Origin of the sequence: Paragemmobacter straminiformis, from assembly GCF_014243445.1 — a bacterium.
Classification (GTDB): domain Bacteria; phylum Pseudomonadota; class Alphaproteobacteria; order Rhodobacterales; family Rhodobacteraceae; genus Paragemmobacter; species Paragemmobacter straminiformis.
In genome coordinates, this window is sequence record NZ_JACLQD010000002.1 from 620291 (window position 1) to 642405 (window position 22115).

22 protein-coding genes are annotated in these 22115 nt (G+C 64.1%); 9 read left to right on the forward strand and 13 right to left on the reverse strand.

Annotated features, from left to right (window positions below; genetic code table 11):
- Window positions 1-144 precede the first annotated feature (144 nt).
- A complete protein-coding gene (gene grxD / locus H7F16_RS08810) occupies window positions 145-507 on the forward strand; it encodes a Grx4 family monothiol glutaredoxin (RefSeq protein ID WP_185797192.1) in 363 nt (120 codons plus the stop codon).
- A 45-nt stretch (window positions 508-552) separates the two neighbouring features.
- Here the strand turns inward: grxD and H7F16_RS19615 are convergent, their stop codons facing one another.
- The 3 genes from H7F16_RS19615 to H7F16_RS08825 are packed head-to-tail and all read right to left on the reverse strand — an operon-like array spanning window position 553 to window position 1732.
- Complete coding sequence (locus H7F16_RS19615; protein WP_185797193.1) at window positions 553-885, reverse strand: MliC family protein; 333 nt, start codon at window positions 883-885, stop codon at window positions 553-555.
- Window positions 882-1253 carry a cell division protein ZapA gene (locus H7F16_RS08820; protein ID WP_185797194.1) on the reverse strand — a complete coding sequence of 124 codons (372 nt, stop codon included), beginning with the start codon at window positions 1251-1253 and terminating at the stop codon, window positions 882-884. Before H7F16_RS08820 ends, H7F16_RS19615 begins: the two co-directional genes overlap by 4 nt.
- Window positions 1253-1732, reverse strand: a complete 480-nt coding sequence (locus tag H7F16_RS08825) for a hypothetical protein (protein WP_185797195.1) — start codon at window positions 1730-1732, stop codon at window positions 1253-1255. The genes H7F16_RS08820 and H7F16_RS08825 overlap by 1 nt, the downstream gene beginning before the upstream one ends.
- A gap of 240 nt (window positions 1733-1972) precedes the next feature.
- Between H7F16_RS08825 and tkt the strand changes: the two genes are divergently transcribed.
- Window positions 1973-3988, forward strand: coding sequence for a transketolase (tkt, locus tag H7F16_RS08830; RefSeq protein ID WP_185797196.1), 2016 nt, complete (start codon window positions 1973-1975; stop codon window positions 3986-3988).
- 59 nt (window positions 3989-4047) lie between these two features.
- Here the strand turns inward: tkt and H7F16_RS08835 are convergent, their stop codons facing one another.
- The gene (locus H7F16_RS08835) at window positions 4048-5019 is read right to left on the reverse strand and encodes a DUF808 domain-containing protein (protein ID WP_185797197.1); all 972 of its coding nucleotides are present in this window, start codon (window positions 5017-5019) and stop codon (window positions 4048-4050) included.
- A 186-nt stretch (window positions 5020-5205) separates the two neighbouring features.
- Between H7F16_RS08835 and gap (H7F16_RS08840) the strand changes: the two genes are divergently transcribed.
- The 4 genes from gap (H7F16_RS08840) (at window position 5206) to H7F16_RS08855 (ending at window position 7980) form a co-directional block, all read left to right on the forward strand.
- The gene (gene gap, locus H7F16_RS08840; protein WP_185797198.1) at window positions 5206-6210 is read left to right on the forward strand and encodes a type I glyceraldehyde-3-phosphate dehydrogenase; all 1005 of its coding nucleotides are present in this window, start codon (window positions 5206-5208) and stop codon (window positions 6208-6210) included.
- Between the two features lie 11 nt (window positions 6211-6221).
- Window positions 6222-6368 (forward strand): hypothetical protein, encoded by a 147-nt coding sequence (locus H7F16_RS08845; protein ID WP_185797199.1) that lies wholly within the window; start codon window positions 6222-6224, stop codon window positions 6366-6368.
- Between the two features lie 124 nt (window positions 6369-6492).
- Complete coding sequence (gene gap, locus H7F16_RS08850) at window positions 6493-7497, forward strand: type I glyceraldehyde-3-phosphate dehydrogenase (RefSeq protein ID WP_185797200.1); 1005 nt, start codon at window positions 6493-6495, stop codon at window positions 7495-7497.
- 318 nt (window positions 7498-7815) lie between these two features.
- Entirely contained in the window at window positions 7816-7980 is a 165-nt protein-coding gene (locus tag H7F16_RS08855; RefSeq protein WP_185797201.1) for a hypothetical protein, read from the forward strand.
- Between the two features lie 56 nt (window positions 7981-8036).
- On the opposite strand, the gene coaD is transcribed toward H7F16_RS08855, so the two are convergent.
- The 3 genes from coaD to H7F16_RS08870 form a co-directional block, all read right to left on the reverse strand.
- Window positions 8037-8528 (reverse strand): pantetheine-phosphate adenylyltransferase, encoded by a 492-nt coding sequence (gene coaD, locus H7F16_RS08860; RefSeq protein WP_185797202.1) that lies wholly within the window; start codon window positions 8526-8528, stop codon window positions 8037-8039.
- 72 nt (window positions 8529-8600) lie between these two features.
- A complete protein-coding gene (locus H7F16_RS08865; RefSeq protein WP_185797556.1) occupies window positions 8601-9035 on the reverse strand; it encodes a CBS domain-containing protein in 435 nt (144 codons plus the stop codon).
- Window positions 9036-9120: 85 nt separating this feature from the next.
- On the reverse strand, window positions 9121-10008 hold the full coding sequence (locus H7F16_RS08870) for a LysR family transcriptional regulator (protein ID WP_185797557.1): 888 nt from the start codon (window positions 10006-10008) through the stop codon (window positions 9121-9123).
- A gap of 236 nt (window positions 10009-10244) precedes the next feature.
- Between H7F16_RS08870 and H7F16_RS08875 the strand changes: the two genes are divergently transcribed.
- The 3 genes from H7F16_RS08875 to H7F16_RS08885 all read left to right on the forward strand — a co-directional run bounded on the left by H7F16_RS08875 (window position 10245) and on the right by H7F16_RS08885 (window position 12810).
- Window positions 10245-11744: a CoA-acylating methylmalonate-semialdehyde dehydrogenase gene (locus H7F16_RS08875; RefSeq protein ID WP_185797203.1), complete on the forward strand. Its 1500-nt coding sequence runs from the start codon at window positions 10245-10247 to the stop codon at window positions 11742-11744.
- Window positions 11745-11864: 120 nt separating this feature from the next.
- Window positions 11865-12503 (forward strand): Crp/Fnr family transcriptional regulator, encoded by a 639-nt coding sequence (locus H7F16_RS08880; RefSeq protein ID WP_185797204.1) that lies wholly within the window; start codon window positions 11865-11867, stop codon window positions 12501-12503.
- A 97-nt stretch (window positions 12504-12600) separates the two neighbouring features.
- A complete protein-coding gene (locus H7F16_RS08885) occupies window positions 12601-12810 on the forward strand; it encodes a YgaP family membrane protein (protein ID WP_185797205.1) in 210 nt (69 codons plus the stop codon).
- Between the two features lie 49 nt (window positions 12811-12859).
- Here the strand turns inward: H7F16_RS08885 and H7F16_RS08890 are convergent, their stop codons facing one another.
- The 6 genes from H7F16_RS08890 to H7F16_RS08915 all read right to left on the reverse strand — a co-directional run bounded on the left by H7F16_RS08890 (window position 12860) and on the right by H7F16_RS08915 (window position 22103).
- Window positions 12860-14308, reverse strand: a complete 1449-nt coding sequence (locus tag H7F16_RS08890; RefSeq protein ID WP_185797206.1) for an NCS1 family nucleobase:cation symporter-1 — start codon at window positions 14306-14308, stop codon at window positions 12860-12862.
- A 247-nt stretch (window positions 14309-14555) separates the two neighbouring features.
- Complete coding sequence (uvrA, locus tag H7F16_RS08895) at window positions 14556-17414, reverse strand: excinuclease ABC subunit UvrA (protein ID WP_185797207.1); 2859 nt, start codon at window positions 17412-17414, stop codon at window positions 14556-14558.
- Between the two features lie 122 nt (window positions 17415-17536).
- Entirely contained in the window at window positions 17537-18688 is a 1152-nt protein-coding gene (locus H7F16_RS08900; protein WP_185797208.1) for an MFS transporter, read from the reverse strand.
- Window positions 18689-18755: 67 nt separating this feature from the next.
- Entirely contained in the window at window positions 18756-20153 is a 1398-nt protein-coding gene (lpdA, locus tag H7F16_RS08905) for a dihydrolipoyl dehydrogenase (protein WP_185797558.1), read from the reverse strand.
- A 72-nt stretch (window positions 20154-20225) separates the two neighbouring features.
- Entirely contained in the window at window positions 20226-20810 is a 585-nt protein-coding gene (locus H7F16_RS08910; protein WP_185797209.1) for a DUF924 family protein, read from the reverse strand.
- Between the two features lie 63 nt (window positions 20811-20873).
- A complete protein-coding gene (locus H7F16_RS08915; RefSeq protein ID WP_185797210.1) occupies window positions 20874-22103 on the reverse strand; it encodes an MFS transporter in 1230 nt (409 codons plus the stop codon).
- Window positions 22104-22115 lie beyond the last annotated feature (12 nt).

Consider the following 22115-nt stretch of genomic DNA (forward strand, 5'->3'; position numbering starts at 1 on the left):
GCGGAGCGGCATCTATGCCGAATGCCTGCGCTGGATAGGTGAGAATTGGGGAGTTGCCGCGATGCTTATCGCCTTTCCCCTGGTTGTCTGGGCCAGACTTTGGCCATATATCTTAACATTGAAACGTAAGTCCAAGGACGAGCCATGACCTCTGCGACAGACCAGATCCGCGAGACGATCGAAAAGAACGATGTCGTTCTGTTCATGAAGGGCACCAAGATGATGCCGCAATGCGGGTTCTCGTCCCGCGTGGCGGGGGTGCTGAATTACATGGGCGTGAATTTCGCCGATGTGAACGTGCTGGCCGATGCCGAAATCCGCCAAGGCATCAAGGATTTCAGCGACTGGCCGACCATTCCGCAGCTTTACGTCAAGGGCGAGTTCGTGGGCGGCTGCGATATCGTCACCGAGATGACGCTTTCGGGCGAGCTCGACACGCTGTTCGAGACGAAGGGCGTGGCCTTTGACAAGGACGCGGCCGAAAAGATCAGGGCTGCAAACGGCTGAACCGCCGCCAAGCGCCGCAAGAAAGCCCGCCTTGTGCGGGCTTTTTCAGTTTTGCAGGGTGCAGCCCGACAAGAGCGGGACTTCGCTGCCCGCTTCGCCGTCTTTCCAGTAAAGCGTGGCCGTATCGCCCTTGGTCCACCACACATAGGACGACCCGTCTGACGGCCAGCCGTAGCGCGCCCCCGAGGCGGCGGGTTCGGAATAGAGCAGAATCTGGCTGCCCTCGACCACAAGCACGGCAAGCGACGGGTCGTCGCCGTTCACATAGACGACGGGCACGGTCACGCCACGGTCGCAGGCATAGCGCGCGGTGGTGGCCTGCGTTTCGGCATAGGCCGGTGCGGCAGCGACCACGAGGGCGAGAAGCGCCGCCTTCACGCGCGGCGTTCCTCGATGCGGGCGGCAAGCGCCTCGGCACGGGCGGCGATTTCGGCCAGCGTCTCGCCCACCTGCGGCGGGATCACGGGAACCTCGATCCGCTGCGGTTCGGGCGTGGGGCGCTGTTCGAGTTCGGTCAGACGCGCCTTGAGGGTGCGGTTCTCATCCTCGACCGCTGCGGTCCGGTCGGCGAGCATCAGCCCCGCCATCAGAAGCAGGCGCGCTTCGGGCAGACGCCCCATGCTGGACAGAAGCGGCTGCGCTTCGGTGTCGAGCATGGCGGCGGCGGTCTGGAGGAAGTGTTCCTCGCCCGACTGGCAGGCGACCTGGAAATTGCGGCCGCCAATGGTGATGGTCAGTTCGGGCATCAGGACACCTCGGCAATCAGGGGATCGAGTTCGGCGATGATTTCATCGAGTTCGGCCATTTCGGCAAAGCGGGTGACGCGGATCGATTCAAGCTCGGCCATCATGGCGCGGTTGATCTGGTCGGAGTCGGGAATCTTGTCGGCAGCGGCGCGGCGCAGGGCGCGCAGGTTCTCGCGCAGTTGCACCACGTTCTTGCGCATGCGCTGCATTTCCAGCCCCTGCACGTCGATCTGGCGCGTCAGCTTTTCGACGCGGGCTTCGAGTTCGCCCGGTGTGGCGGGGCGCGCTGCGGCCTTGGGGGCGGCGGCAAGCTGGGCGCGAAGGTCGGCGGTCTGCTGGCGTTCGGCGGCGAGTTCGGCTTTCAGGCGGGCGATTTCGGCGGATGCGGCCCCGTCTGCGGGGGCTGTTCCCTCGACTCCGGCGGCGATGCGCTGGAGGGCCGCGTTGATCCGGCGTTCGAACTCTGCCAGTTCCTGCATGAAGTGACCTTTCGCAATGCCTGCGGTGCTTTCTTGCCGTCTGTTATCGCGGAGCCGTGCCGCCCTTGCCAGAGCCAATTTGCGAATCGGCAGCAAGCCCCTAGCCGAGGATATTAACCTAAACTGGCAAGACGACAGCGGCCTTTGCAACCAAGGACTTGGCTTGTTTGCTTGAACTTGCCGCATCTGCTGCTATTGAGCAGGCAAGTTTTCCGCAAGCTCTCAGACAGGACCACGGCCTTGGACATCCAAACCCTTCGCGACCGTCACCCGGATCACTGGAAACGCGCCTGCGCCATCCGCACGCTGACGCTGGATGCGGTGGCTGCCGCCAATTCGGGCCATTCGGGCATGCCGATGGGCATGGCCGATGTGGCAACCGTGCTGTTCGACAAGCACCTGCGCTTCGATCCCAAGGCACCGCGTTGGGCGGACCGGGACCGGTTCATCCTGTCGGCAGGCCACGGGTCGATGCTGATCTATTCGCTGCTTTACCTGACCGGCTATGCCGATGTGACGTTGGAGCAGATCAAGAATTTCCGCCAGTGGGGCGCGATCACGGCGGGGCATCCGGAATTCGGCCATGTCGCCGGGGTCGAGACGACGACCGGACCGCTGGGTCAGGGCATTGCCAATGCCGTCGGTTTCGCCATTGCCGAAGAGAACCTGCGCGCGCGTTGGGGGGCGAAGATCGTCGATCACCACACCTATGTGATCGCGGGCGACGGTTGCCTGATGGAAGGCGTGAGCCAAGAGGCCATCGGGCTTGCGGGCAAGCAGAAGCTGAACCGCCTGATCGTGCTGTGGGATGACAATGGCATCACCATCGACGGCAAGGTTTCCATCGCCGATGTGACCGACCAGAAGGCGCGGTTTGCCGCGAGCGGCTGGAACGTGCTGGCCTGCGACGGGCATGACCCCGAGGATATCGACCGCGCCATCACGGCGGCGAAAAAGTCGGACAAGCCGACGATGATCGCCTGCAAGACGCATATCGCTCTGGGCCATGCGGCGCAGGATACGTCGAAAGGCCACGGCGCCCTGACGGACGCGGGCCAGATGGCGGCGGCAAAGGCGGCTTATGGCTGGGACTACGCGCCCTTTGAAATTCCGGCCGATGTGAAAGCGGGCTGGGAAGCGATGGGCAAGCGCGGCGCGGCGGCGCGGGCGGAATGGGAGGCGCGGCTTGCCGCCCTGTCGCCCGCCAAGCGGGCCGAATTCGCGCGGATCTTCGCGGGCACCGCTCCGGCAAAGCTGGCATCTGTAATCCGTGGCGTGAAGAAGGCGGCGGTCGAGGCTGCGCCGAAACTCGCCACCCGCGCGTCGTCGGAAAAGGTGCTGGCGGCGGTGAACCCCGTGATGCCCGAAACCATCGGCGGGTCGGCTGACCTCACGGGGTCGAACAACACCAAGACCGCCGATCTGGGCGTGTTCACCCCCGAGGATCGCAAGGGCCGTTACGTCTATTACGGGATCCGCGAACACGGGATGGCCGCCGCGATGAACGGCATGGCGCTGCATGGCGGCGTGCGGCCCTATGGCGGCACCTTTATGTGCTTTACCGATTATGCCCGCCCGTCGATGCGGCTTTCGGCGCTGATGGGGATTCCGGTCGTCTACGTCATGACGCATGATTCCATCGGTCTGGGCGAGGACGGGCCGACGCACCAGCCCGTCGAGCATCTGGCGATGAGCCGTGCGACGCCGAACACGCTGGTGATCCGCCCCGCCGATCTGGTGGAAACCGCCGAAGCCTGGGAAGTGGCGCTGACCGAGACGAAGCGCCCGACCGTGCTGGCGCTGAGCCGCCAGAACCTGCCCGCCGTGCGCAAGACGCATACGAACACGAACATGGTCGCCAAAGGCGCCTATGTGCTGGCCGAGGCCGTTGCCAAGCGGCAGGTGATCCTGATCGCGACGGGGTCTGAGATCGAGATCGCGCTGAAGGCACGCGATGCGCTCGAGGCCGAAGGCATCGGCACGCGCGTCGTCTCGATGCCCTGCATGGAGTTGTTCGCAGCTCAGGACGAGGCCTATCGCCGCAAGGTCCTGCCCCCCGGCCCCGTGCGCGTGGCCATCGAGGCGGGCGTGCGCCAAGGCTGGGACCGCTGGCTTCTGGGCCAAGGCGGGCGCGAGGCCAAGGCCGGGTTCGTCGGCATGTCGTCGTTCGGCGCTTCGGCCCCGATGGAGCGGCTGTACAAGGAATTCGGCATCACGGCAGAGAATGCCGTGGCTGTGGCGAAATCCATGCTGTGACGGGGGGCAAAACTCTTTGAAGAGTTTTGCAATTTCCTTCGAAGGAAATTGGGCCGCGCTTAATGCGCGGCCTTTTTCTTGCCGGTGACCGCCGCGATGGCGGGCCCGATGATGCGGGTGGCAACGGGGATCAGGATCAAGCCCAAAGCCACGCCGAAGATACCGTCGAGCGTTGCCGTCACGGCCCATGCGACAAGGCCCTGCGCCACGGGGACCGCATGGGCTGCGGCTTCGGCGGCGTGGTGGATTGTTTCATAAAGCCAAGGCCAGCCCAGCACCTCGAGCCCGTGGGTGATGATGTTGCCGCCGACCCAAAGCATCGCCGCCGTGCCGACGACCGACAGGAAGGCCATCAGCACCGGCATTCCCTTGACCAGACCGCGCCCGAAGGCGCGCCCTGCCCCCGTGCGGCCGTTCTTGGCAAGAAACAGCCCGATATCATCCATCTTCACGATCAGCGCCACCGCGCCATAGACGCCGACGGTGATGACCGTTCCGACGATGGCCAGTGTCAGCGCCTCGATCCAGAAGGTCGAGTTGGGGATCGCGGCAAGGGCGATGGTCATGATCTCGGCCGAGAGGATGAAATCGGTCTTGATCGCCCCTGCGACCTTGTCCTCTTCCAGATGGGCGGGGTCTTTGGTGTCGAAGTCTTCTTCCACCGCCTCATCCGCGTGGGGAAGCATGGCGTGGAACAGTTTTTCCGCCCCCTCGAAGCAGAGATAGGCCCCGCCCACCATGAGGAGCGGTGTGATCGCCCAAGGCGCGAAATTGGCAAGCAGAAGGGCGGCGGGCAGCAGAAGGACCAGTTTGTTCTTGAGCGAGCCGCGCGCGATTTTCCAGATGATCGGCAATTCGCGGTCGGCCTTGAAGCCGTGGACGTATTTCGGGGTGACGGCGGCATCGTCGATCACCACACCCGCTGCCTTGGCCCCTGCCTTGGCCGCGGCCCCGGCGATATCGTCGACCGAAGCCGCGGCCACTTTGGCGATGGCCGCCACATCGTCGAGAAGTGCGAGAAGTCCGCTCATGTTCACCGTTCCGAAATTGCCTGTGTTCCTACCTAGTGCAGAGCAATGGCTTTGCAAAGGCTTGGCCCTGTTAGCGCAAACCGTCGATGTTTGCGTTAACATATTGAAAATACATCGGTTTTGCACTTGCAGCACGGGTTTGAGCCGATAAGAGAAACGCGTCACCTACACAGGGAGAAGGCGCGCATGACCATCACCATCGGGATCAACGGCTTCGGTCGCATCGGGCGCTGCACGCTGGCGCATATCGCGGAATCGGGCCGCAACGACGTGCAGGTGGTGGCGATCAATGCCACGGGGCCGATCGAGACGAATGCGCATCTGCTGAAATACGACTCGGTTCACGGGCGTTTTCCGGGGGTGGTCAAGGTGCATGACGGAGCGCTCGACCTTGGGCGCGGGCCGATCCGGGTGATGTCGAGCTATGATCCGGCGACGCTCGACTGGGAGGGCGTGGATGTGGTGCTGGAATGCACCGGCAAATTCAACGACCGCGACCGCGCGGCGGTGCATCTGGGGCGCGGGGCCAAGCGGGTGCTGGTGTCGGCCCCGGCCAAGCGGGCGGACCGGACGGTGGTTTACGGCGTGAACCATCGCGGGCTGACGGCCGAGCATTTGGTGGTGTCGAACGGGTCCTGCACGACGAACTGCCTTGCGCCGCTGGCCAAGGTGCTGAACGACGCCATCGGCATCGAGTCGGGGATCATGACCACGATCCACAGCTACACGGGCGACCAGCCCACGCTGGACCGCCGCCACAACGACCTTTACCGCGCCCGCGCGGCGGCAATGGCGATGATCCCGACATCGACCGGCGCGGCCAAGGCGATCGGCGAGGTGCTGCCCGAGCTGGCCGGCAAGCTGGACGGATCGGCCATCAGGGTGCCGACACCGAATGTCAGCGCCGTGGACCTGACCTTCGTGGCGGGCAAGTCGGTGACGGTGCAGGACGTGAACGAGATCGTGCGCGAGGCGGCGGCCGGCTACATGGGCATGGTGCTGGCCTATGACCCAGAACCGAAAGTGTCGATCGACTTCAATCATACGCCGCAATCGTCTATCTTCGCGCCTGACCAGACCAAGGTGGTCGGTGGCCGCACCGTGCGCGTGCTGGCCTGGTATGACAACGAGTGGGGCTTTTCCTGCCGCATGGCCGACGTGGCCGGTGTGATGGGGCGGCTCCTCCAGTAAGCGGAGGTGTCGTGACCGACAGGATCGCACTTATCATAGGCGCGCTGGCAATCGGCGCGCTTTTGCTTGACCAGGCCCTGAATGGCGGGGCTGCGGGCTTCTTCCTGCTGCGAAAGCTGGCGGAGCTTATCTATTTCGTGTCATTCTGGCGGCATTAGCGACAGACTCGGGTTGAATTCCGACGCGTTCTGTCGATGTTAGCGCTATCGGGTGTGGCGAGATTCGCCACGGGGCATCGCCTGTGGCGCAGACCGCCAGAGGGACCAATCGGAAGGATACGCCATGACCGTCAAAGTAGCCATTAACGGGTTCGGCCGCATCGGGCGCAACGTGCTGCGCGGGATCATCGAATCGGGTCGCACCGATATCGAGGTGGTGGCGATCAACGATCTGGGTCCGGTGGAAACCAACGCCCATCTGTTGCGCTTCGATTCCGTGCATGGCCGCTTTCCGGCGACCGTGACCACGGGCGAGGACTGGATCGATGTGGGCCGCGGGCCGATGAAGGTGACCGCCATCCGCAACCCCGCCGACCTGCCCTGGGGCCATGTGGATATCGTGATGGAATGCACGGGCATCTTCACCAGCAAGGAAAAGTGCCTTGCCCATCTCGAGAACGGATCGAAGCGGGTGCTGATCTCGGCCCCCGGTGACGGTGCGGACAAGACCATCGTCTATGGCGTGAACCACGACACGCTGACCAAGGACGATATCGTCGTCTCGAACGCCTCGTGCACGACCAACTGCCTGTCGCCTGTCGCCAAGGTGCTGAACGATGTGATCGGCATCGAAAAGGGGATGATGACGACCATCCATTCCTACACCGGCGACCAGCCGACGCTGGATACGATGCACAAGGACCTGTATCGCGCCCGCGCGGCGGCCCTGAGCATGATCCCGACCTCGACCGGAGCGGCCAAGGCCGTGGGGCTGGTGCTGCCCGAGCTGAAGGGCAAGCTTGACGGTTTCGCCATCCGCGTGCCGACGCCGAACGTGTCGGTCGTGGACCTGAAGTTCATCGCCAAGCGCGCGACCAGCGTCGAAGAGGTGAATGCCGCGATCAAGGCCGCGGCGACAAACGGGCCGCTCAAGGGCATTCTGGGCTATACCGAGTTCAAGAATGTCTCGTCGGACTTCAACCACGATCCGCATTCCTCGGTGTTCCATATGGACCAGACCAAGGTGATGGACGGAACCTTCGTGTCGATCCTGACGTGGTATGACAACGAATGGGGCTTCTCGAACCGCATGGCCGATACGGCCGTGGCGATGGGCAAGCTGATCTGATCCGGCACAAGGCCGGAAGTCCGGGGCGGGCGCTGGCAACGGCGTCCGCCCTTTGCATTGCGCGGGGCGATTTCCGGCGCGGAAATCGCAACGGAATTTGACGCAAATTCCGGAGGTTGACGCAAGCGCCCGGAAAATGCGCCATTTTCCGACGCGGAATTTGCGTCAAATTCCGCCCTGATATTTCCGCAAGACCTATGCGCTGAACGCATAGCGGCATCCATGCCTTGGGCGTTGTTAGCGCAACCATCCGCACCCATCTTCCAACCAAGCCGAAGGGACACCGAAAAGCCCTTGGCGATACAAAGGATTTGGAAAATGTTGAACGTGATCGAAACGCTGAAAACCGCCGCCGCCAACCGGGCATCCTATCGGCGGACGCGGGACGAGATCGCCCGCCTGCCGCGCGACATCGCGCTTGATCTGGGGATCTTCCCCGAAGATGCAAGCCAGATCGCATGGGCTGCCGTCTACGGCAAATAAGGAATTCGGGCGCCATCGGTGCCGGAGCGGGGGGCAAACGCCCCCCGTTTTTCGTTTCAGCCGAGCTTTTTCTTCAGTGCGTCGACGACCGGAGGGGTCACGAACTTGGACACATCGCCGCCGAGGCGGGCGATTTCCTTGACCAGTTTCGAGGCAATTGCCTGACGGCGGGCATCGGCCATCATGAAAACGGTCTCGATGCTGGCGTCCAGGGCACGGTTCATGCCGACCATCTGGAATTCGTATTCGAAATCGGCCACGGCGCGCAGGCCGCGCACGATGACGGTGGCGCCGACATCGCGGGCGCAATCGATCAGCAGGTTCTCGAACGGGTGGACGACGATTTCGCCGCCCGTCTTGGCGACGATGGCGGCGCATTCGGCTTCGACCATCGCGACGCGCTCTTCGAGCGAGAACATCGGCCCCTTGTCGCGGTTGATGGCGACGCCGATCACCAAGCGGTCGACCAGCGCCATCGCGCGCTGGATGATATCGACATGACCCAGCGTGATCGGGTCGAAGGTTCCCGGATAAAGGCCGATGCGCATGGGTCCCCCTGCCCTGTCAACTGGCTTGCACGCAACAATATTGCGCCGTGCGATGCAAGGTGAAAACGGGGGTCAGAAGCCCTTGATCATGCCTTCGAGCGCGTCCTTTTCCATCGCCAGTTCCATCAGTCGCGCCTTGACCACATCGCCGATCGAGATGAGGCCGATCATCTGGTCGCCCTCCATCACCGGCATGTGGCGGAAGCGGCCGTCGGTCATTTTCTGCAAGACCTCGTCGGCCTTGTCGTCGCGGCGGCATGAGGTGATGGTCGAGGTCATGACGGTATCGACGCTGTCGGTCATGCAGGCGGCCCCGCGGCGGCCAAGTTCGCGCACGATATCGCGTTCCGACAGAATCCCCGCAACGCGCTTGCCGTCGGACGAGACGATGACAGCCCCGATGCGGCGGGAGGACAGAAGCTCGGCCGCTTTGGCAAGGCTGGTTCCGGGCGGAACCGTCACCACGCCATCGTCGGATTTGGATTTCAGGATCTGGCTTACATGCATCATGGACCTCCCGTTCCGAGCCGCAATGCCTCAGCGTCAGCCCGCAGACAGGAGTCTGTCAAGCAAAGGATTGTCAAAACGGGACTCAGACAGCGCGTTCGAGGCGGGCCATCTCGGCCCGGATGCCGCTGGCGAGAAGGTCGGCAAAGCGGTTGAGCCGTTCGACGCGGCCATCATCGGCGTGGCGGATCAGCCAGAAGGCGCGGGTCAGGCTGATGCGGTCGGGGATCACACGGACAAGTTCGGGCGCGGCGGGAAGGGCGAAGTCATGCACGATGCCGACCCCTGCCCCGCAGCGCAGCCAGTTCAGTTGCACCGAGACCGAGTTCGAGGCGAGCGGCACCTGCCCCGCGCCGATTTCCGAAAGGTAGTCGAGTTCCTTGTCGAAGATCATGTCGGGGATGTAGCCGATCAGGCGGTGCGCCCGCAGATCTTCGGGGGCGCGAATCGGGTCGTGCCGCGACAGGTAGTCGGGGTGGGCGGCAAGGTGCAGGCGGTAGTCGGTGAGTTTCTGCACCGTCAGGCGGCCCGCCGTCGGGCGGCTGACGGCGATGGCCATATCGGCCTCGCGTTTGGAGAGGTTGAACACGCGCGGAAGGGCGACGATCTGCACCTCGAGCCCCGGATTGGCGTCGCAGATGGCGGCGAGGACCTGTGGCAGCAGGTAGTTGGCGCAGCCGTCGGGCGCACCGATGCGGATCTGGCCCGACAGGCCTTCGGGACCGGAAAGCGCCTCGCGCGCGCCCTCCATCGCGGATTCGGCGCGTTCGGCATGCGAAAGCAGGCGGGTGCCTTCCTCGGTCAGGGCGTAGCCTTGGGGAGATTTGGCGAAAAGACGCGCGCCCATCGCCTCTTCCAGACGCGCGATGCGGCGGCCCACGGTGGCGGGGTCGATCTTGAGCCGCTTGCCCGCCGCAGACAGGCTTTCGCTGCGGGCCACGGCAAGAAAGATGCGAAGGTCGTCCCAGTCCAAAACCGCCTCGTAAAACATCGGTAGGGGCGCGCCCGAACCGAGGGGTGGGTGCACGTATACGTGCGCCCGCCCCGTGGGGGCGGGTCGGGCGCGCCCCGTGGCTTTGGGCCACGGGGCAATCCCTATCGTTACGCTTCCGGCGTCCTGCAAAAATGCAAAACGCTTTTGCCATATCTTCTCTGTTTCAGGCATTTCCGCAAGGCTATTGTCAGCCCAACGCAATCGGAGGGATTCCCATGAAAGAGATCGGTCACTGGATCAACGGCAAGCATGTTCCCGGCACCTCGGGCCGCTTTGCCGATGTGTTCAACCCCGCAACGGGCGAAGTGCAGGCGCGCGTGGCGCTGGCCACCAAGGCCGAGCTTGACGCCGCCACCGCCGATGCGGCCAAGGCGCAGGTCAAATGGGGCGCCACGAACCCGCAGCGCCGCGCGCGGGTGATGATGGAATTCGTCCGCCTGTTGAACCGCGACATGCAGAAACTGGCCGAAGTGCTTTCGTCGGAACATGGCAAGACCGTGCCTGACGCCAAGGGCGACATCCAGCGCGGTCTGGAAGTGATCGAGTTCTGCATCGGCGCGCCGCATATGCTGAAGGGTGAATTCACCGACAGCGCCGGCCCCGGCATCGACATGTATTCCATGCGCCAGCCCATCGGTGTGGCGGCGGGCATCACGCCCTTCAACTTTCCGGCGATGATCCCGCTGTGGAAGATGGGCCCCGCCCTGTCCTGCGGCAATGCCTTCATCCTCAAGCCGTCCGAGCGCGACCCGTCGGTTCCGCTGATGCTGGCCGAGCTGTTCCAAGAGGCCGGTCTGCCCGATGGCGTGTTGCAGGTCGTGAACGGCGACAAGGAATCGGTCGATGCGATCCTTGACAACCCGCTGATCGCGGGGATCGGCTTTGTCGGTTCGACGCCGATCGCCGAATACATCTATGGGCGCGGCTGCTCGAACGGCAAGCGCGTGCAGTGCTTCGGCGGGGCCAAGAACCATATGATCATCATGCCGGATGCCGACATGGACCAGGCCGCCGACGCGCTGGTCGGTGCGGGCTATGGTGCGGCCGGCGAACGCTGCATGGCGATTTCGGTTGCCGTGCCGGTGGGTGATGAAACCGCCGACCGGCTGATCGAAAAGCTGATCCCGCGGATCGAGAAGCTGAAGGTCGGCCCCTATACCGGCGGCAATGATATCGACTATGGCCCGGTGGTGACCGCTGCGGCCAAGGCCAATATCCTGAAGCTGGTGGAATCGGGCGTGGCGCAGGGCGCGAAGCTGGTGGTCGATGGCCGTGGCTTCAAGCTGCAAGGCTACGAGAACGGCTTCTTCGTCGGCCCGCATCTTTTCGACCATGTCACCACCGACATGGACATCTATCGCAAAGAGATTTTCGGGCCGGTCCTTTCGACCGTCCGCGCCAAGACCTACGAGGAAGCTCTGGGCTATGCGATGGACCATGAATACGGCAACGGCACCGCGATCTTCACCCGCGACGGCGACACGGCGCGCGATTTCGCCGCCCGCGTCAACGTCGGCATGATCGGGATCAACGTGCCGATCCCGGTTCCGCTGGCCTATCACACCTTTGGCGGGTGGAAGAAATCGGCCTTTGGTGACCTGAACCAGCACGGGCCTGATTCCTTCCGCTTCTACACGCGGACCAAGACGATCACCTCGCGCTGGCCTTCGGGCATCAAGGAAGGTGCATCGTTGAATTTCAAGCCGATGGATTGAGCCTGACGGCATAAACCAAAGTGCAAAGGGCCGCCTATAGGGTGGCCCTTTGTCATTCTTGGCCTTGCCTGCGGAGGGTGCAGCCTGTTTCATTCGGGCAAGTTTCGAAGGGTGGTGCGTATGGACTGGATCGGTCGTGTGGGGCCGCTGTCAGAGGCGGCGCGGACGGAATTGGCAGGATTGCCGAAGCGGAGTTTGCCAAGGGGCATCGACCTTTTCGCCCCCGGCGATACGGCGCAGGGGTATCCGGTGCTGCTATCGGGGCGGGTCGAGGTGTTTCTGACCGGACCGAACGGGCGCGAGATTCTGCTTTACGCGGTCGAGCCGGGGCAATCCTGCGTGCAGACGACCTTGGGGCTTTTGGGCGACGAACCCTATACGGGGGCTGCGACCACGGTGGCCGATTGCGAGACCGTCATCATACCGAAGGCGATGTTCCTGCGGCTGATGGATGCCGACGCGGGGTTCCGGTCCTTTGTGCTGCGGTCCTTCGGGCAGCGGATGGCGGATTTGACGCGGCTGCTGGAATCGGTCGCCTTTGGCCGTGTCGATGCGCGGCTGGCGTCGGTCTTGCTGGACCTGGCCGAGGGGCATGTGGTGCGGGCCACACAGTCCGAGATCGCGGCGCGGATCGGGTCGGCGCGCGAGGTCGTGTCGCGCAAGCTCGATTCCTTTGCCAAATCGGGTTGGGTGACCACGGAACGCGGCGAGGTGCATCTGCGCGACCCTGCCGCCCTGCGCCGTGCGGCGGCCACCTGACCACGTGACCCCGTGTCCAGATCAATACGGGACGGCGGCGAATCTGTTACCCTTTGCGTGACCCGCCTGAGCGGGCCGTTGGCAAAGGATCGGGAACATGCTGAAGACGAACGTCGGACCCCTTGATCGGACCTTGCGTGTCATCCTCGGGCTGGTGTTGCTCGGGGCTTTCTTTTTCGGCAAGGGCGAGGGGCCGTGGCATTACGCGCTGCTGATCGGCGTGGTGCCGCTGGCAACGGCTGCGGTGTCGAATTGCCCGCTGTACAGCGTTCTGGGACTGTCGACCTGCCCTGTAAAACGGGGCTGAACGGAAAAGGGCGGGGTTTCCCCCGCCCTTTGCATGTTGCGCCTGTCGGTCAGGCGGTTTGGGTGCGGGCCGCTTCACCGGCGCGCAGGGCGTAATAGACCGCCCCGCCGATGCCCACGCCGAAGAACCAGCCATAGGTGCCCCACCATGCGGGCAACACGGTGGTGAAGGTCGGCAGGATCGACGAGAAGACCATGCCCACGGCCAGCGCGATAAACGCCTTGGTGTGGAAACCGCCCGCGAACTTGAACTCGCCCTCTTCCTGATAGAGCGCGTTCACATCGAGGCGCCCTTTGCGGATCAGGTAGTAGTCGACCATCATGATCCCGAAGATGGGGCCCATCGTCGAGCCGATGAAGTTGACGAAATGGGCGGCACCGGTTTCCCACGGGGCCCAGGGGTAAAGCACCAGCGCGATGCCGGCCGCGATGTATCCGCCCTTCTTGAAGTCGATCTGGCGCGGAAAGACGTTGGCAAAGTCGAAGGCGGGCGAGACGAAGTTCGCCACGACGTTGATGCCCAGCGTGGCGACCGCAAAGGTCAGCGCGGCAAGCAGCGCAAGGAACCACGAGTCGAACTTGGCAGAGATGGCTTCGGGGTGCAGAAGCACCTCGCCATAGACCGAGAAGGCGGCGGTGGTGGTGACGCCTGCGACAAGGCAGAAGGCCAGCAGGTTGATCGGCAGGCCCCAGAGATTGCCCTTGCGCAGCGCAGCCTCGCTGGTGGCATAGCGCGAGAAGTCGCAGAAGTTGAGGTAGAGCGCCGCGAAATAGGTGATCCAGGTCGCGGCAACGGCGGCAAGGGCGGCAAAGCTGCCCGGAGTGCCCGGAACGCCGGCATCGGCGGTGGCCTTGAGCAGCACGTCCTGCGGGATTTCCGACCCGAACGAGAAGGTGCCGGATTTGATGACCAGATAGGTCGCAAGCACCAGCATCATCGCCCAGACGGCGGGGCCGGCCCAATCCTGGAACTTGCGCACGGTTTCCATGCCGCGCTGGATGATCAGCAGTTGGGCGGCCCAGACGATGACGTAGCAGATCACCTCGAGCGTGGAATGGCCGAGGAAATGGCTGGTCTGGTGGAATTCCAGAAGCGCGGGCGAGCGGACGAGCAGCGCCACGATGGCACCCCCTGCCGCTGCGGTCTGCGCGCCATACCAGAAGCAGGCGACGACCGCGCGGACAAGGGCGGGAATGTTCGCGCCGAAGGTGCCAAAGGAGGCGCGCGCCAGCACGGGGAACGGAACGCCGGTGCGGACGCCCGCATTGCCGACCATCGACATCAGCGCGAAGATCACCAGGGACCCGATGCCGATGGCGATCACGAAGTTGAGGAAGCTGCCGCAAAGCAGGAACAGGCTTGCGGCGAGGTAATAGCCCCAAAGGCTATGAACGTCGGAGGTCCAGACGTTGAAGATCGAGAAGGCTCCCCATTTCCGCTCGGTCGCGGGGGCCAGATCCTCGTTGTGAAGCGAGGGTGACGGATTGGTCAGTTTCAAAGGCGTGTCCCTTCCTGTTATTTCGGGGCGCAGGCATAGGCCCGGCTGCCCCATGAGGCGACGGTTCCGGCTCTGTGGCCGGTTCAGCATGAGTCTTCGGCAAAGGCCGCAAAAAGCGGCGTCCGGCGAAAATGCGCGCAATGGGCCAACAGAGCAATGCCCGTAAATTGAGCATGACCTTTCGGATATTTTTGAAAAAGCTAGAGCGGAAACCGATCTTTACAGGCGGCTTTCCGCTAATTGCCCGCTATTCGGCCGCGACACGGCGCGGCTTGAGCGTGTCGCGCAGATAGCGGCCGGTGTGGCTGGCCTCGACCTTCGCCACATCCTCGGGCGTGCCTACGGCCACGATCTGCCCGCCGCCGTCGCCGCCTTCGGGACCGATGTCGATGATCCAGTCGGCGGTTTTGATAACGTCGAGGTTATGCTCGATCACCACGACCGTATTGCCCTGATCGACAAGTTCGTGCAGCACTTCAAGCAGTTTGCGGACATCCTCGAAATGCAGGCCTGTGGTGGGTTCGTCGAGGATGTAGAGCGTGCGGCCCGTGGCGCGGCGCGACAGTTCCTTGGAGAGTTTGACGCGCTGCGCCTCTCCGCCCGAGAGGGTCGTCGCCTGTTGGCCGACCTTGATATAGCCAAGACCGACCTGACACAGCGCATCCATCTTTTCGCGGATGGCGGGCACGGCCTGAAAGAAGGTTTGCGCATCCTCGCAGGTCATGTCGAGAACATCGGCGATGCTTTTGTTCTTGAACTTCACTTCAAGGGTTTCGCGGTTGTAGCGCTGGCCCTTGCAGGTCTCGCAGGTGACATAGACGTCGGGCAGGAAGTGCATCTCGATCTTGATGACGCCATCGCCCTGACAGGCCTCGCAGCGCCCGCCCTTGACGTTGAAGCTGAAGCGTCCGGGCTGGTAGCCACGGGTTTTCGCCTCGGGCAGGCCGGCGAACCAGTCGCGGATGGGGGTGAAAGCGCCGGTATAGGTGGCGGGGTTCGACCGCGGGGTGCGGCCGATGGCACGCTGGTCGATGTCGATCACCTTGTCGAGATGCTCGAAGCCCTTGATCGTCTCGCAGGGCGCGGGGGTTTCGCGCGCCCCGTTCAGGCGGGTGGCGGCGGTCTTGAACAGGGTTTCGATGGTAAGCGTCGATTTGCCCCCGCCCGAAACGCCGGTGACGCAGACAAACATGCCAAGCGGGAATTCGGCGGTGACGTTTTGCAGGTTGTTGCCCGTCGCGCCGACCACGGTCAGCTTTTTCCCGCTGCCCTTGCGGCGCGTTTTCGGCACGGCGATTTCGCGGCGACCGGACAGGTATTGCCCTGTAAGGCTGGCGGGATCGGCCTCGATCTGCTGCGGTGTGCCGTGGGCGACGACGCGGCCGCCGTGAACGCCCGCGCCTGGGCCGATGTCAAAGACATAATCCGCCTCGCGGATGGCATCTTCGTCATGTTCCACGACCAGCACGGTATTGCCCTGATCGCGCAGGTTCTTCAGCGTGGTGAGCAGGCGGTCATTGTCGCGCTGGTGCAGGCCGATCGAGGGTTCGTCCAGCACGTAAAGCACGCCCGTCAGCCCCGAGCCGATTTGCGACGCAAGCCGGATGCGCTGGCTTTCCCCGCCCGACAGCGTGCCCGCATTGCGCGAGAGCGTCAGATAATTCAGCCCCACATTGACCAGAAAACCCAGCCGCTCGCGGATTTCCTTGAGGATCGCGCGCGCGATCTCGTTCTTTTGCGGGCCAAGGCTGTCGGGCACGGTGCCGATCCAGGCGTAGGCCTCGGCAATCGACATGCGGACGACCTGACCCACGTGCAGGCCCGCGATCTTGACGGCAAGGGCCTCGGGCTTGAGGCGGTAGCCGTGGCAGGTGCCGCAGTCGCGGTTGTTCTGGTAACGCTCGAACTCCTCGCGCACCCAGGAGCTGTCGGTTTCGCGGTAGCGGCGTTCCATGTTCGGGATCACGCCTTCGAAGACGCGCGACACCTCGTAGATGCGGCCGCCCTCGTCGTAGCGGAACTTGATCTCTTCCTCGCCCGAGCCGTGAAGGAACACTTGCTGCACCTTGGCGGGCAGGTCCTTCCACTTGGTCTTGCGGTCGAACTGGTAGTGTTTTGCCAGCGATTCGATGGTCTGGGTGAAATAGGGGGATTTCTGCTTGGACCAGGGCGCAAGCGCGCCTTGCAGCAGGGTCAGGCCCTGATCGGGCACGACAAGCCGTTCGTCGAAGAACAGTTCCACCCCGAGCCCGTCGCATGCGGGGCAAGCGCCGAAGGGGGCGTTGAACGAGAAGAGGCGCGGCTCGATTTCGGAAATGGTGAAGCCCGACACGGGGCAGGCGAATTTCTCGGAATAGGTGATGCGCTGGCCTTCGCCCTCGGCCGGGGCGGTTTCGATGATGGCGATGCCATCGGCAAGGTCGAGCGCGGTGCGGAAACTGTCGGCAAGGCGGGTCTGGATGCCGTCGCGCACCACGATGCGGTCAACCACCACATCGATGTTGTGGCGGAACTTCTTGTCGAGGGTGGGCGGCTCCTCGAGCTCGTAGAAGGCGCCGTTCACCTTGACGCGCTGGAAGCCCTGTTTGCGCAGTTCGAGAAACTCTTTCTTATACTCGCCCTTGCGGTCGCGGATGATCGGGGCAAGCAGATAGGCGCGGCTGCCCTCCTCCATCGCCATGACGGCATCGACCATGTCCTGCACCTGCATGGCGGTGATGGGCAGGCCGGTCGCGGGCGAAAAGGGCGTGCCGACGCGGGCGAACAAAAGGCGCATGTAGTCGTAGATTTCGGTGACGGTGCCGACCGTCGAGCGCGGGTTCTTCGAGGTGGTCTTCTGCTCGATCGAAATCGCGGGCGACAGGCCCGAGATATGGTCGACATCGGGCTTGCCCATCATGTCGAGGAACTGCCGCGCATAGGCCGAGAGGCTTTCGACATAACGGCGCTGGCCTTCGGCGTAGATCGTATCGAAGGCGAGCGAGGATTTGCCCGAGCCGGACAGCCCCGTGATAACGACAAGCTGGTCGCGCGGGATGTCGACATCCACGCCCTTGAGGTTGTGTTCGCGCGCGCCCCGCACCTCGATGAACTTTTGCTCGGCCATGCTATCCCCCGGCTATGCGTCAGAGATAGGTCACGCGGGGCGAGTCTCCAACCGAAAAAAGTGAACAAGTGGTGAACAAGAGGGCAACCGCCGTGAACGCGCGCGATTTTCCTGGGGATGGATCAGCGACGGCGGCGCGATTGCAGCCCGTGGATCGCAATGCCAAGCAGGCACAGCGGCAAGGCAAAGGCCGCGACACCGGCGGGGCCGACGTGCAGGATCAGCCATGCCAGAAGCGGCGTGCCTGTGGTGGTGCCAAGGTTGCCCAGTTGCGCCACGGCACCCGAGGCGCGGGCGCGGTCGGCGGCGCCGGCGTTCAGCTGCGGGATCGAGGCGAAGCTTGCCCCCTGCACGATGCCCATCGCGGCGGCGAGCGTCAGGCTGGCGGCCAGCATCGGCCCCCCCTGCCCCCAGCACAGCCAGAGCAGCGCCGCGGCAAGCGCCCCGACGGCAAAACCGGCCTGCACCAGCTGCACGGCGGTGATGCGCGACAAAAGCCAGACGCCAAGGGTCAGCGAGACGAGGATCGAGACCAGCGGCATACCTGCCGCGACACCGGCCTGCATCGCGGGCGGCATCAGCGGCGGAAGCAGCGTCAGCACCGCCACATAAAGCGCCGTGTAGCAGACAAAGCCCGTGGCGGGCGCGGCGATGCGGGGGGATGCGTAGATCGACAGATGTTCGGCAAGGATGCCGCCCATCTCTTGCGTCCTGCCCGGCGGATCGGGCGGCAAAAGCGCCGACAGGACCAGCGCCAGCACCGAAAGCCAGAGCGCATGGCCAAGAAAGAGCGCGCTCAGGCTTCCTCCGGCAAGCAAGGGCGGGGCGACCAGCGCGAGAAGCGCATAGGTCACGCCGAAGAAACTGCTCCACAGCGTCATGGCCAGCCCCTGCCGGCGCGGCGAGGCGATGCCTGCGATCATCGTGGGGCCGACGACGACGATGGAAAGATGCGAGACCCCCTCGACCACCCGCGTCAGGAACAGCGCGGCATAGGGCAAGGGCAGGCATTGCAGCGCCGACATGGCAGCGCCAAGGGCAAGCGCCACCACGATGGCGCGGCGCGGCCCGATGCGGGCCACCAGAAGCCCCGCCGTGGTTCCGAAAACCAGCCCGACGATGCCCACGACCGAGACCAGCAGGCCAACCCCGACAGGACCCGCCGCCGGATAGCGGGCGGCGAAAAGATCGAAGGCGAAGGACATCTTGCCGAACTGCGCCGCAGCGCCAAGCCCCGCGGCCCAGAGGGCAAGAACGGTCAAAGCGGCGCGCATCCTGCCCTGTTCCTCTTGCCTCAAATATCCTCGGGGGGTGCGGGGGGCAGACAGCCCCCCGCTGCCGTCAGAAGTGCAGCGCGCGGCCGTAGGCGTCAAGCACCGCTTCGTGCATCATCTCGGACAGGGTCGGATGCGGGAAGACGGTGTTCATCAGGTCCTCTTCCGTGGTCTCGAGGCTGCGGCCGATCACGTAGCCCTGGATCAGCTCGGTCACTTCCGCGCCGACCATATGGGCCCCCAGCAGCTCGCCCGTCTTGGCGTCGAACACGGTTTTGACGAAGCCTTCCGCCTCGCCCAGGGCAATCGCCTTGCCGTTGCCGATAAAGGGGAAGCGGCCCACCTTGATGTCGTAGCCGGCAGCCTTGGCCTTCTCTTCGGTCAGGCCGACCGAGGCGACCTGCGGCGTGCAATAGGTGCAGCCGGCGATGGAATTGGGCTTGATCGCATGGGGGTGCAGCCCCGCGATGAGTTCGGCGACCATGACGCCCTCATGGCTGGCCTTGTGGGCAAGCCAGGGCGCGCCCGCGATGTCGCCGATGGCGTAAAGCCCCTCGACACCGGTGCGGCAGTATTCGTCGGTCACGACATGGGTGCGGTCGATCTTGACGCCAAGCGCCTCGAGGCCGAGGTTCTCGGTGTTGCCGACGATGCCCACGGCGGAAATCACCGTGTCGAAATCATGGGTCTCGATCTTGCCGTTCTGTTCGATATGGGCGGTGACACCCTTGCCCGGCTTGCGGTCAAGCTGTTTGACGCCGGCCTTTTCAAGGATCTTCATCCCCTGTTTGACAAAGGCCTTCTTGGCAAAGGCCGCGACCTCGGCGTCCTCGACGGGCAGGATGCGGTCCATCACCTCGACCACGGTGGTATCGGCGCCCAGCGTGTTGAAGAAGGACGCGAATTCGATGCCGATGGCGCCCGAGCCGATGACGAGCAGTTTCTTGGGCATGCGCACGGGTTGCAGCGCGTGGCGATAGGACCAGACAAGGTCGCCATCGGCTTCCAGACCCGGCAGTTGGCGGGCGCGCGCGCCGGTGGCAAGGATGATGGCGGGGGCGGTCAGCTCTTCGACGCCCTTGTCGGTCTTGACCGAGACGCGGCCCTTGGCGGGAAGCGTGGCCTCGCCCATGACCACGGTGATCTTGTTCTTCTTCATCAGGTGGCCGATGCCCGACGACAGTTGCTTCGCCACCCCGCGCGAGCGGGCGACGACGGCGTTCAGGTCATAGGAAATGCCCGTGGCGGCAAGGCCGAATTCCTTGGCGCGGTGCATCAGGTGGAACACCTCGGCCGAACGCAGCAGGGCCTTGGTCGGGATGCACCCCCAGTTGAGGCAGATGCCGCCGAGGTTTTCACGCTCGACGATGACGACCTTTTTGCCCAGTTGCGCGGCACGGATCGCGGCGACATAGCCGCCGGGGCCGGCGCCGATCACGATGACGTCGTATGAAGCGGCCATGATTTCCTCCCTTGGAAAAGTAGTTTGGCCTTAAACTATTCTTATTTGCCAAGCAACGCATGCAGCGCCGTGGGCCTATGCACTGGGTGCATGGCTTTCCTGCAAGGCCTGGACAACGGCCATGTAGCCACCCTGTTCCAGAAACGCGGTCTCTTGCGGTGTCGAGACGCGGCCCAAGGCGGCATTGCGCGTGGGAAAGCGGCCGAAGCGGGCGATGATCGTCTGATGCGCGCGGGCGTGCAGCAGCATTTCGGGATCAGAGGCCATGCGTTCGGCCATGAGTTGCACGGAAAGCGCCTGATCGGCGGGGTCTTCGGAATGTTCGAAGGGCATGTAAAAGAACTGCCGGTCGGGTTCGGGCGCGTTCAGGTCCCACCCCTTGTCGAGCGCCGTCCGTGCCGCGGCAAGGGCCAGCGGGTCGGTGGCGAAGCTGTCGGCCGTGCCGCGGAACATGTTGCGCGGCAACTGGTCGGTCAGGATAAGAAAGGCAAGCGTGCCGACGGTGCCGTCGATCCAGTGACCAAGCCCGCCATCGCGTGCCGCCTCCCACACCGCGTGAAAGTCGCGGCAAGCGTGGTCGATCGCATCGCCGCCCGCATACCAGCCCTCGCGCCCGATGGTGCCGAGCCAGAATTCAAGAACCTCGACCGGATCGGACATGGCGCGCCTCCCATTGCGGGGAAAGGGTGACAGGCTTTGGCAAGGCTGGCAAGCGCGGGCGGGTCAGCGCCCCGACTGCCCCTGACCGATCACCGCCGATGCCGCCACGGGCGAGGCCGTCGGCACGAGGTTGGCGAAATGGCCCGTGCCCGCCGGTGCGGCGCGGCGCGTCATGCGCCAGAGCGCGTAGCCGGCCAGAGCGACATAGAGGATGGCGATGAACAGGAAGAACCCCGAGGGGCCCATGCGCCCCATGATCCAGCCGGTGACGACGGGGCCGAAGATCGCGCCGAAACCGTTGAGGAAGATCATCCCCGCGCTGGCGGCGGCCATGTCGTCCTTGCCAAGGAAGTCGTTGGTATAGGCGATGAGCAGCGCATAGACAGGGTTGGTGATTCCGCCCAGAAGCAGTGCCACGACAAGGTAGAGCGAGAAGGGAAGATCGAAGATCGACGGCACGATCATCACCACGGCGGCAATGGCCGAAAGCGCCATGATCAGCTTGCGGCGGTCCATGCGGTCGGACAGGAAGCCGATGGGATATTGCAGGATCAACCCGCCGACATAGAGCGCGCCGATGAACACCGAGATGTCGCGCACCGACAGCCCCTTCATCGAGCCCCAGACCGCCGCCATGCCGAACATGGCCGAAAAGACGCCGCCCGTCAGCAGCATCCCCGCGCAGCCCAGCGGCGAGATGCGGAACAGGGCCGGAAAGGACAGGGCCTTGGTCGTGGCGAAGGTGGGCGCGGGCGTCGGGGCCAGCAAAAGCGGCATGAAGGCCAGAGAGACGAGGACCGAGGGGATCACGAAAAGCGTGAAACCCGAAGGATCCGACACGTTCAGCAGCGCCTGCGAGGCGATGATACCCAGCATCTGCACGATCATATAGGCAGACAGCGCCTGCCCGCGGGTTTCGTTGGTGGCCGCGTTGTTGAGCCAGCTTTCGGCGGTGATGTAGATCCCCGAGAAGCAAAAGCCGATCAGCACGCGCAAGAGCGACCAGACGATCCAGTCGGGGGCCACGGGATAGACCACCAGCACCGCCGAGATGAGCGAGCCGAGTGCCGCAAAGACCCGCACATGCCCGACCTTGCGGATCATCGCGGGGGCAAGTTGCGAGCCGATCAGGAACCCCGCGAAATAGGCCGACATGACGACCGAGATCTCGAAGGTCGAGAACCCCTCGATACTGCCGCGGATGCCGAGGAGCGAGCCTTGTATGCCGTTGCCGACCATCAGGAGCATCACGCCCAGAAGCAGCGGCCACGAGGTTTTCAGAACGGTCAGCATGGCGGCATCCTT

Coding starts and splice junctions, on each gene's coding strand:
- grxD (WP_185797192.1), top strand. CDS start 145: ATGACCTCTGCGACAGACCAGATCCGCGAGACGATCGAAAAGAACGAT.
- H7F16_RS08910 (WP_185797209.1), bottom strand. CDS start 20,810: ATGTCCGATCCGGTCGAGGTTCTTGAATTCTGGCTCGGCACCATCGGG.
- H7F16_RS08900 (WP_185797208.1), bottom strand. CDS start 18,688: ATGCGCGCCGCTTTGACCGTTCTTGCCCTCTGGGCCGCGGGGCTTGGC.
- H7F16_RS08865 (WP_185797556.1), bottom strand. CDS start 9,035: ATGCATGTAAGCCAGATCCTGAAATCCAAATCCGACGATGGCGTGGTG.
- H7F16_RS08825 (WP_185797195.1), bottom strand. CDS start 1,732: ATGCAGGAACTGGCAGAGTTCGAACGCCGGATCAACGCGGCCCTCCAG.
- H7F16_RS08855 (WP_185797201.1), top strand. CDS start 7,816: ATGTTGAACGTGATCGAAACGCTGAAAACCGCCGCCGCCAACCGGGCA.
- H7F16_RS08880 (WP_185797204.1), top strand. CDS start 11,865: ATGGACTGGATCGGTCGTGTGGGGCCGCTGTCAGAGGCGGCGCGGACG.
- gap (WP_185797200.1), top strand. CDS start 6,493: ATGACCGTCAAAGTAGCCATTAACGGGTTCGGCCGCATCGGGCGCAAC.
- gap (WP_185797198.1), top strand. CDS start 5,206: ATGACCATCACCATCGGGATCAACGGCTTCGGTCGCATCGGGCGCTGC.
- H7F16_RS08820 (WP_185797194.1), bottom strand. CDS start 1,253: ATGCCCGAACTGACCATCACCATTGGCGGCCGCAATTTCCAGGTCGCC.
- uvrA (WP_185797207.1), bottom strand. CDS start 17,414: ATGGCCGAGCAAAAGTTCATCGAGGTGCGGGGCGCGCGCGAACACAAC.
- H7F16_RS08875 (WP_185797203.1), top strand. CDS start 10,245: ATGAAAGAGATCGGTCACTGGATCAACGGCAAGCATGTTCCCGGCACC.
- coaD (WP_185797202.1), bottom strand. CDS start 8,528: ATGCGCATCGGCCTTTATCCGGGAACCTTCGACCCGATCACGCTGGGT.
- H7F16_RS08915 (WP_185797210.1), bottom strand. CDS start 22,103: ATGCTGACCGTTCTGAAAACCTCGTGGCCGCTGCTTCTGGGCGTGATG.
- H7F16_RS08885 (WP_185797205.1), top strand. CDS start 12,601: ATGCTGAAGACGAACGTCGGACCCCTTGATCGGACCTTGCGTGTCATC.
- H7F16_RS08835 (WP_185797197.1), bottom strand. CDS start 5,019: ATGAGCGGACTTCTCGCACTTCTCGACGATGTGGCGGCCATCGCCAAA.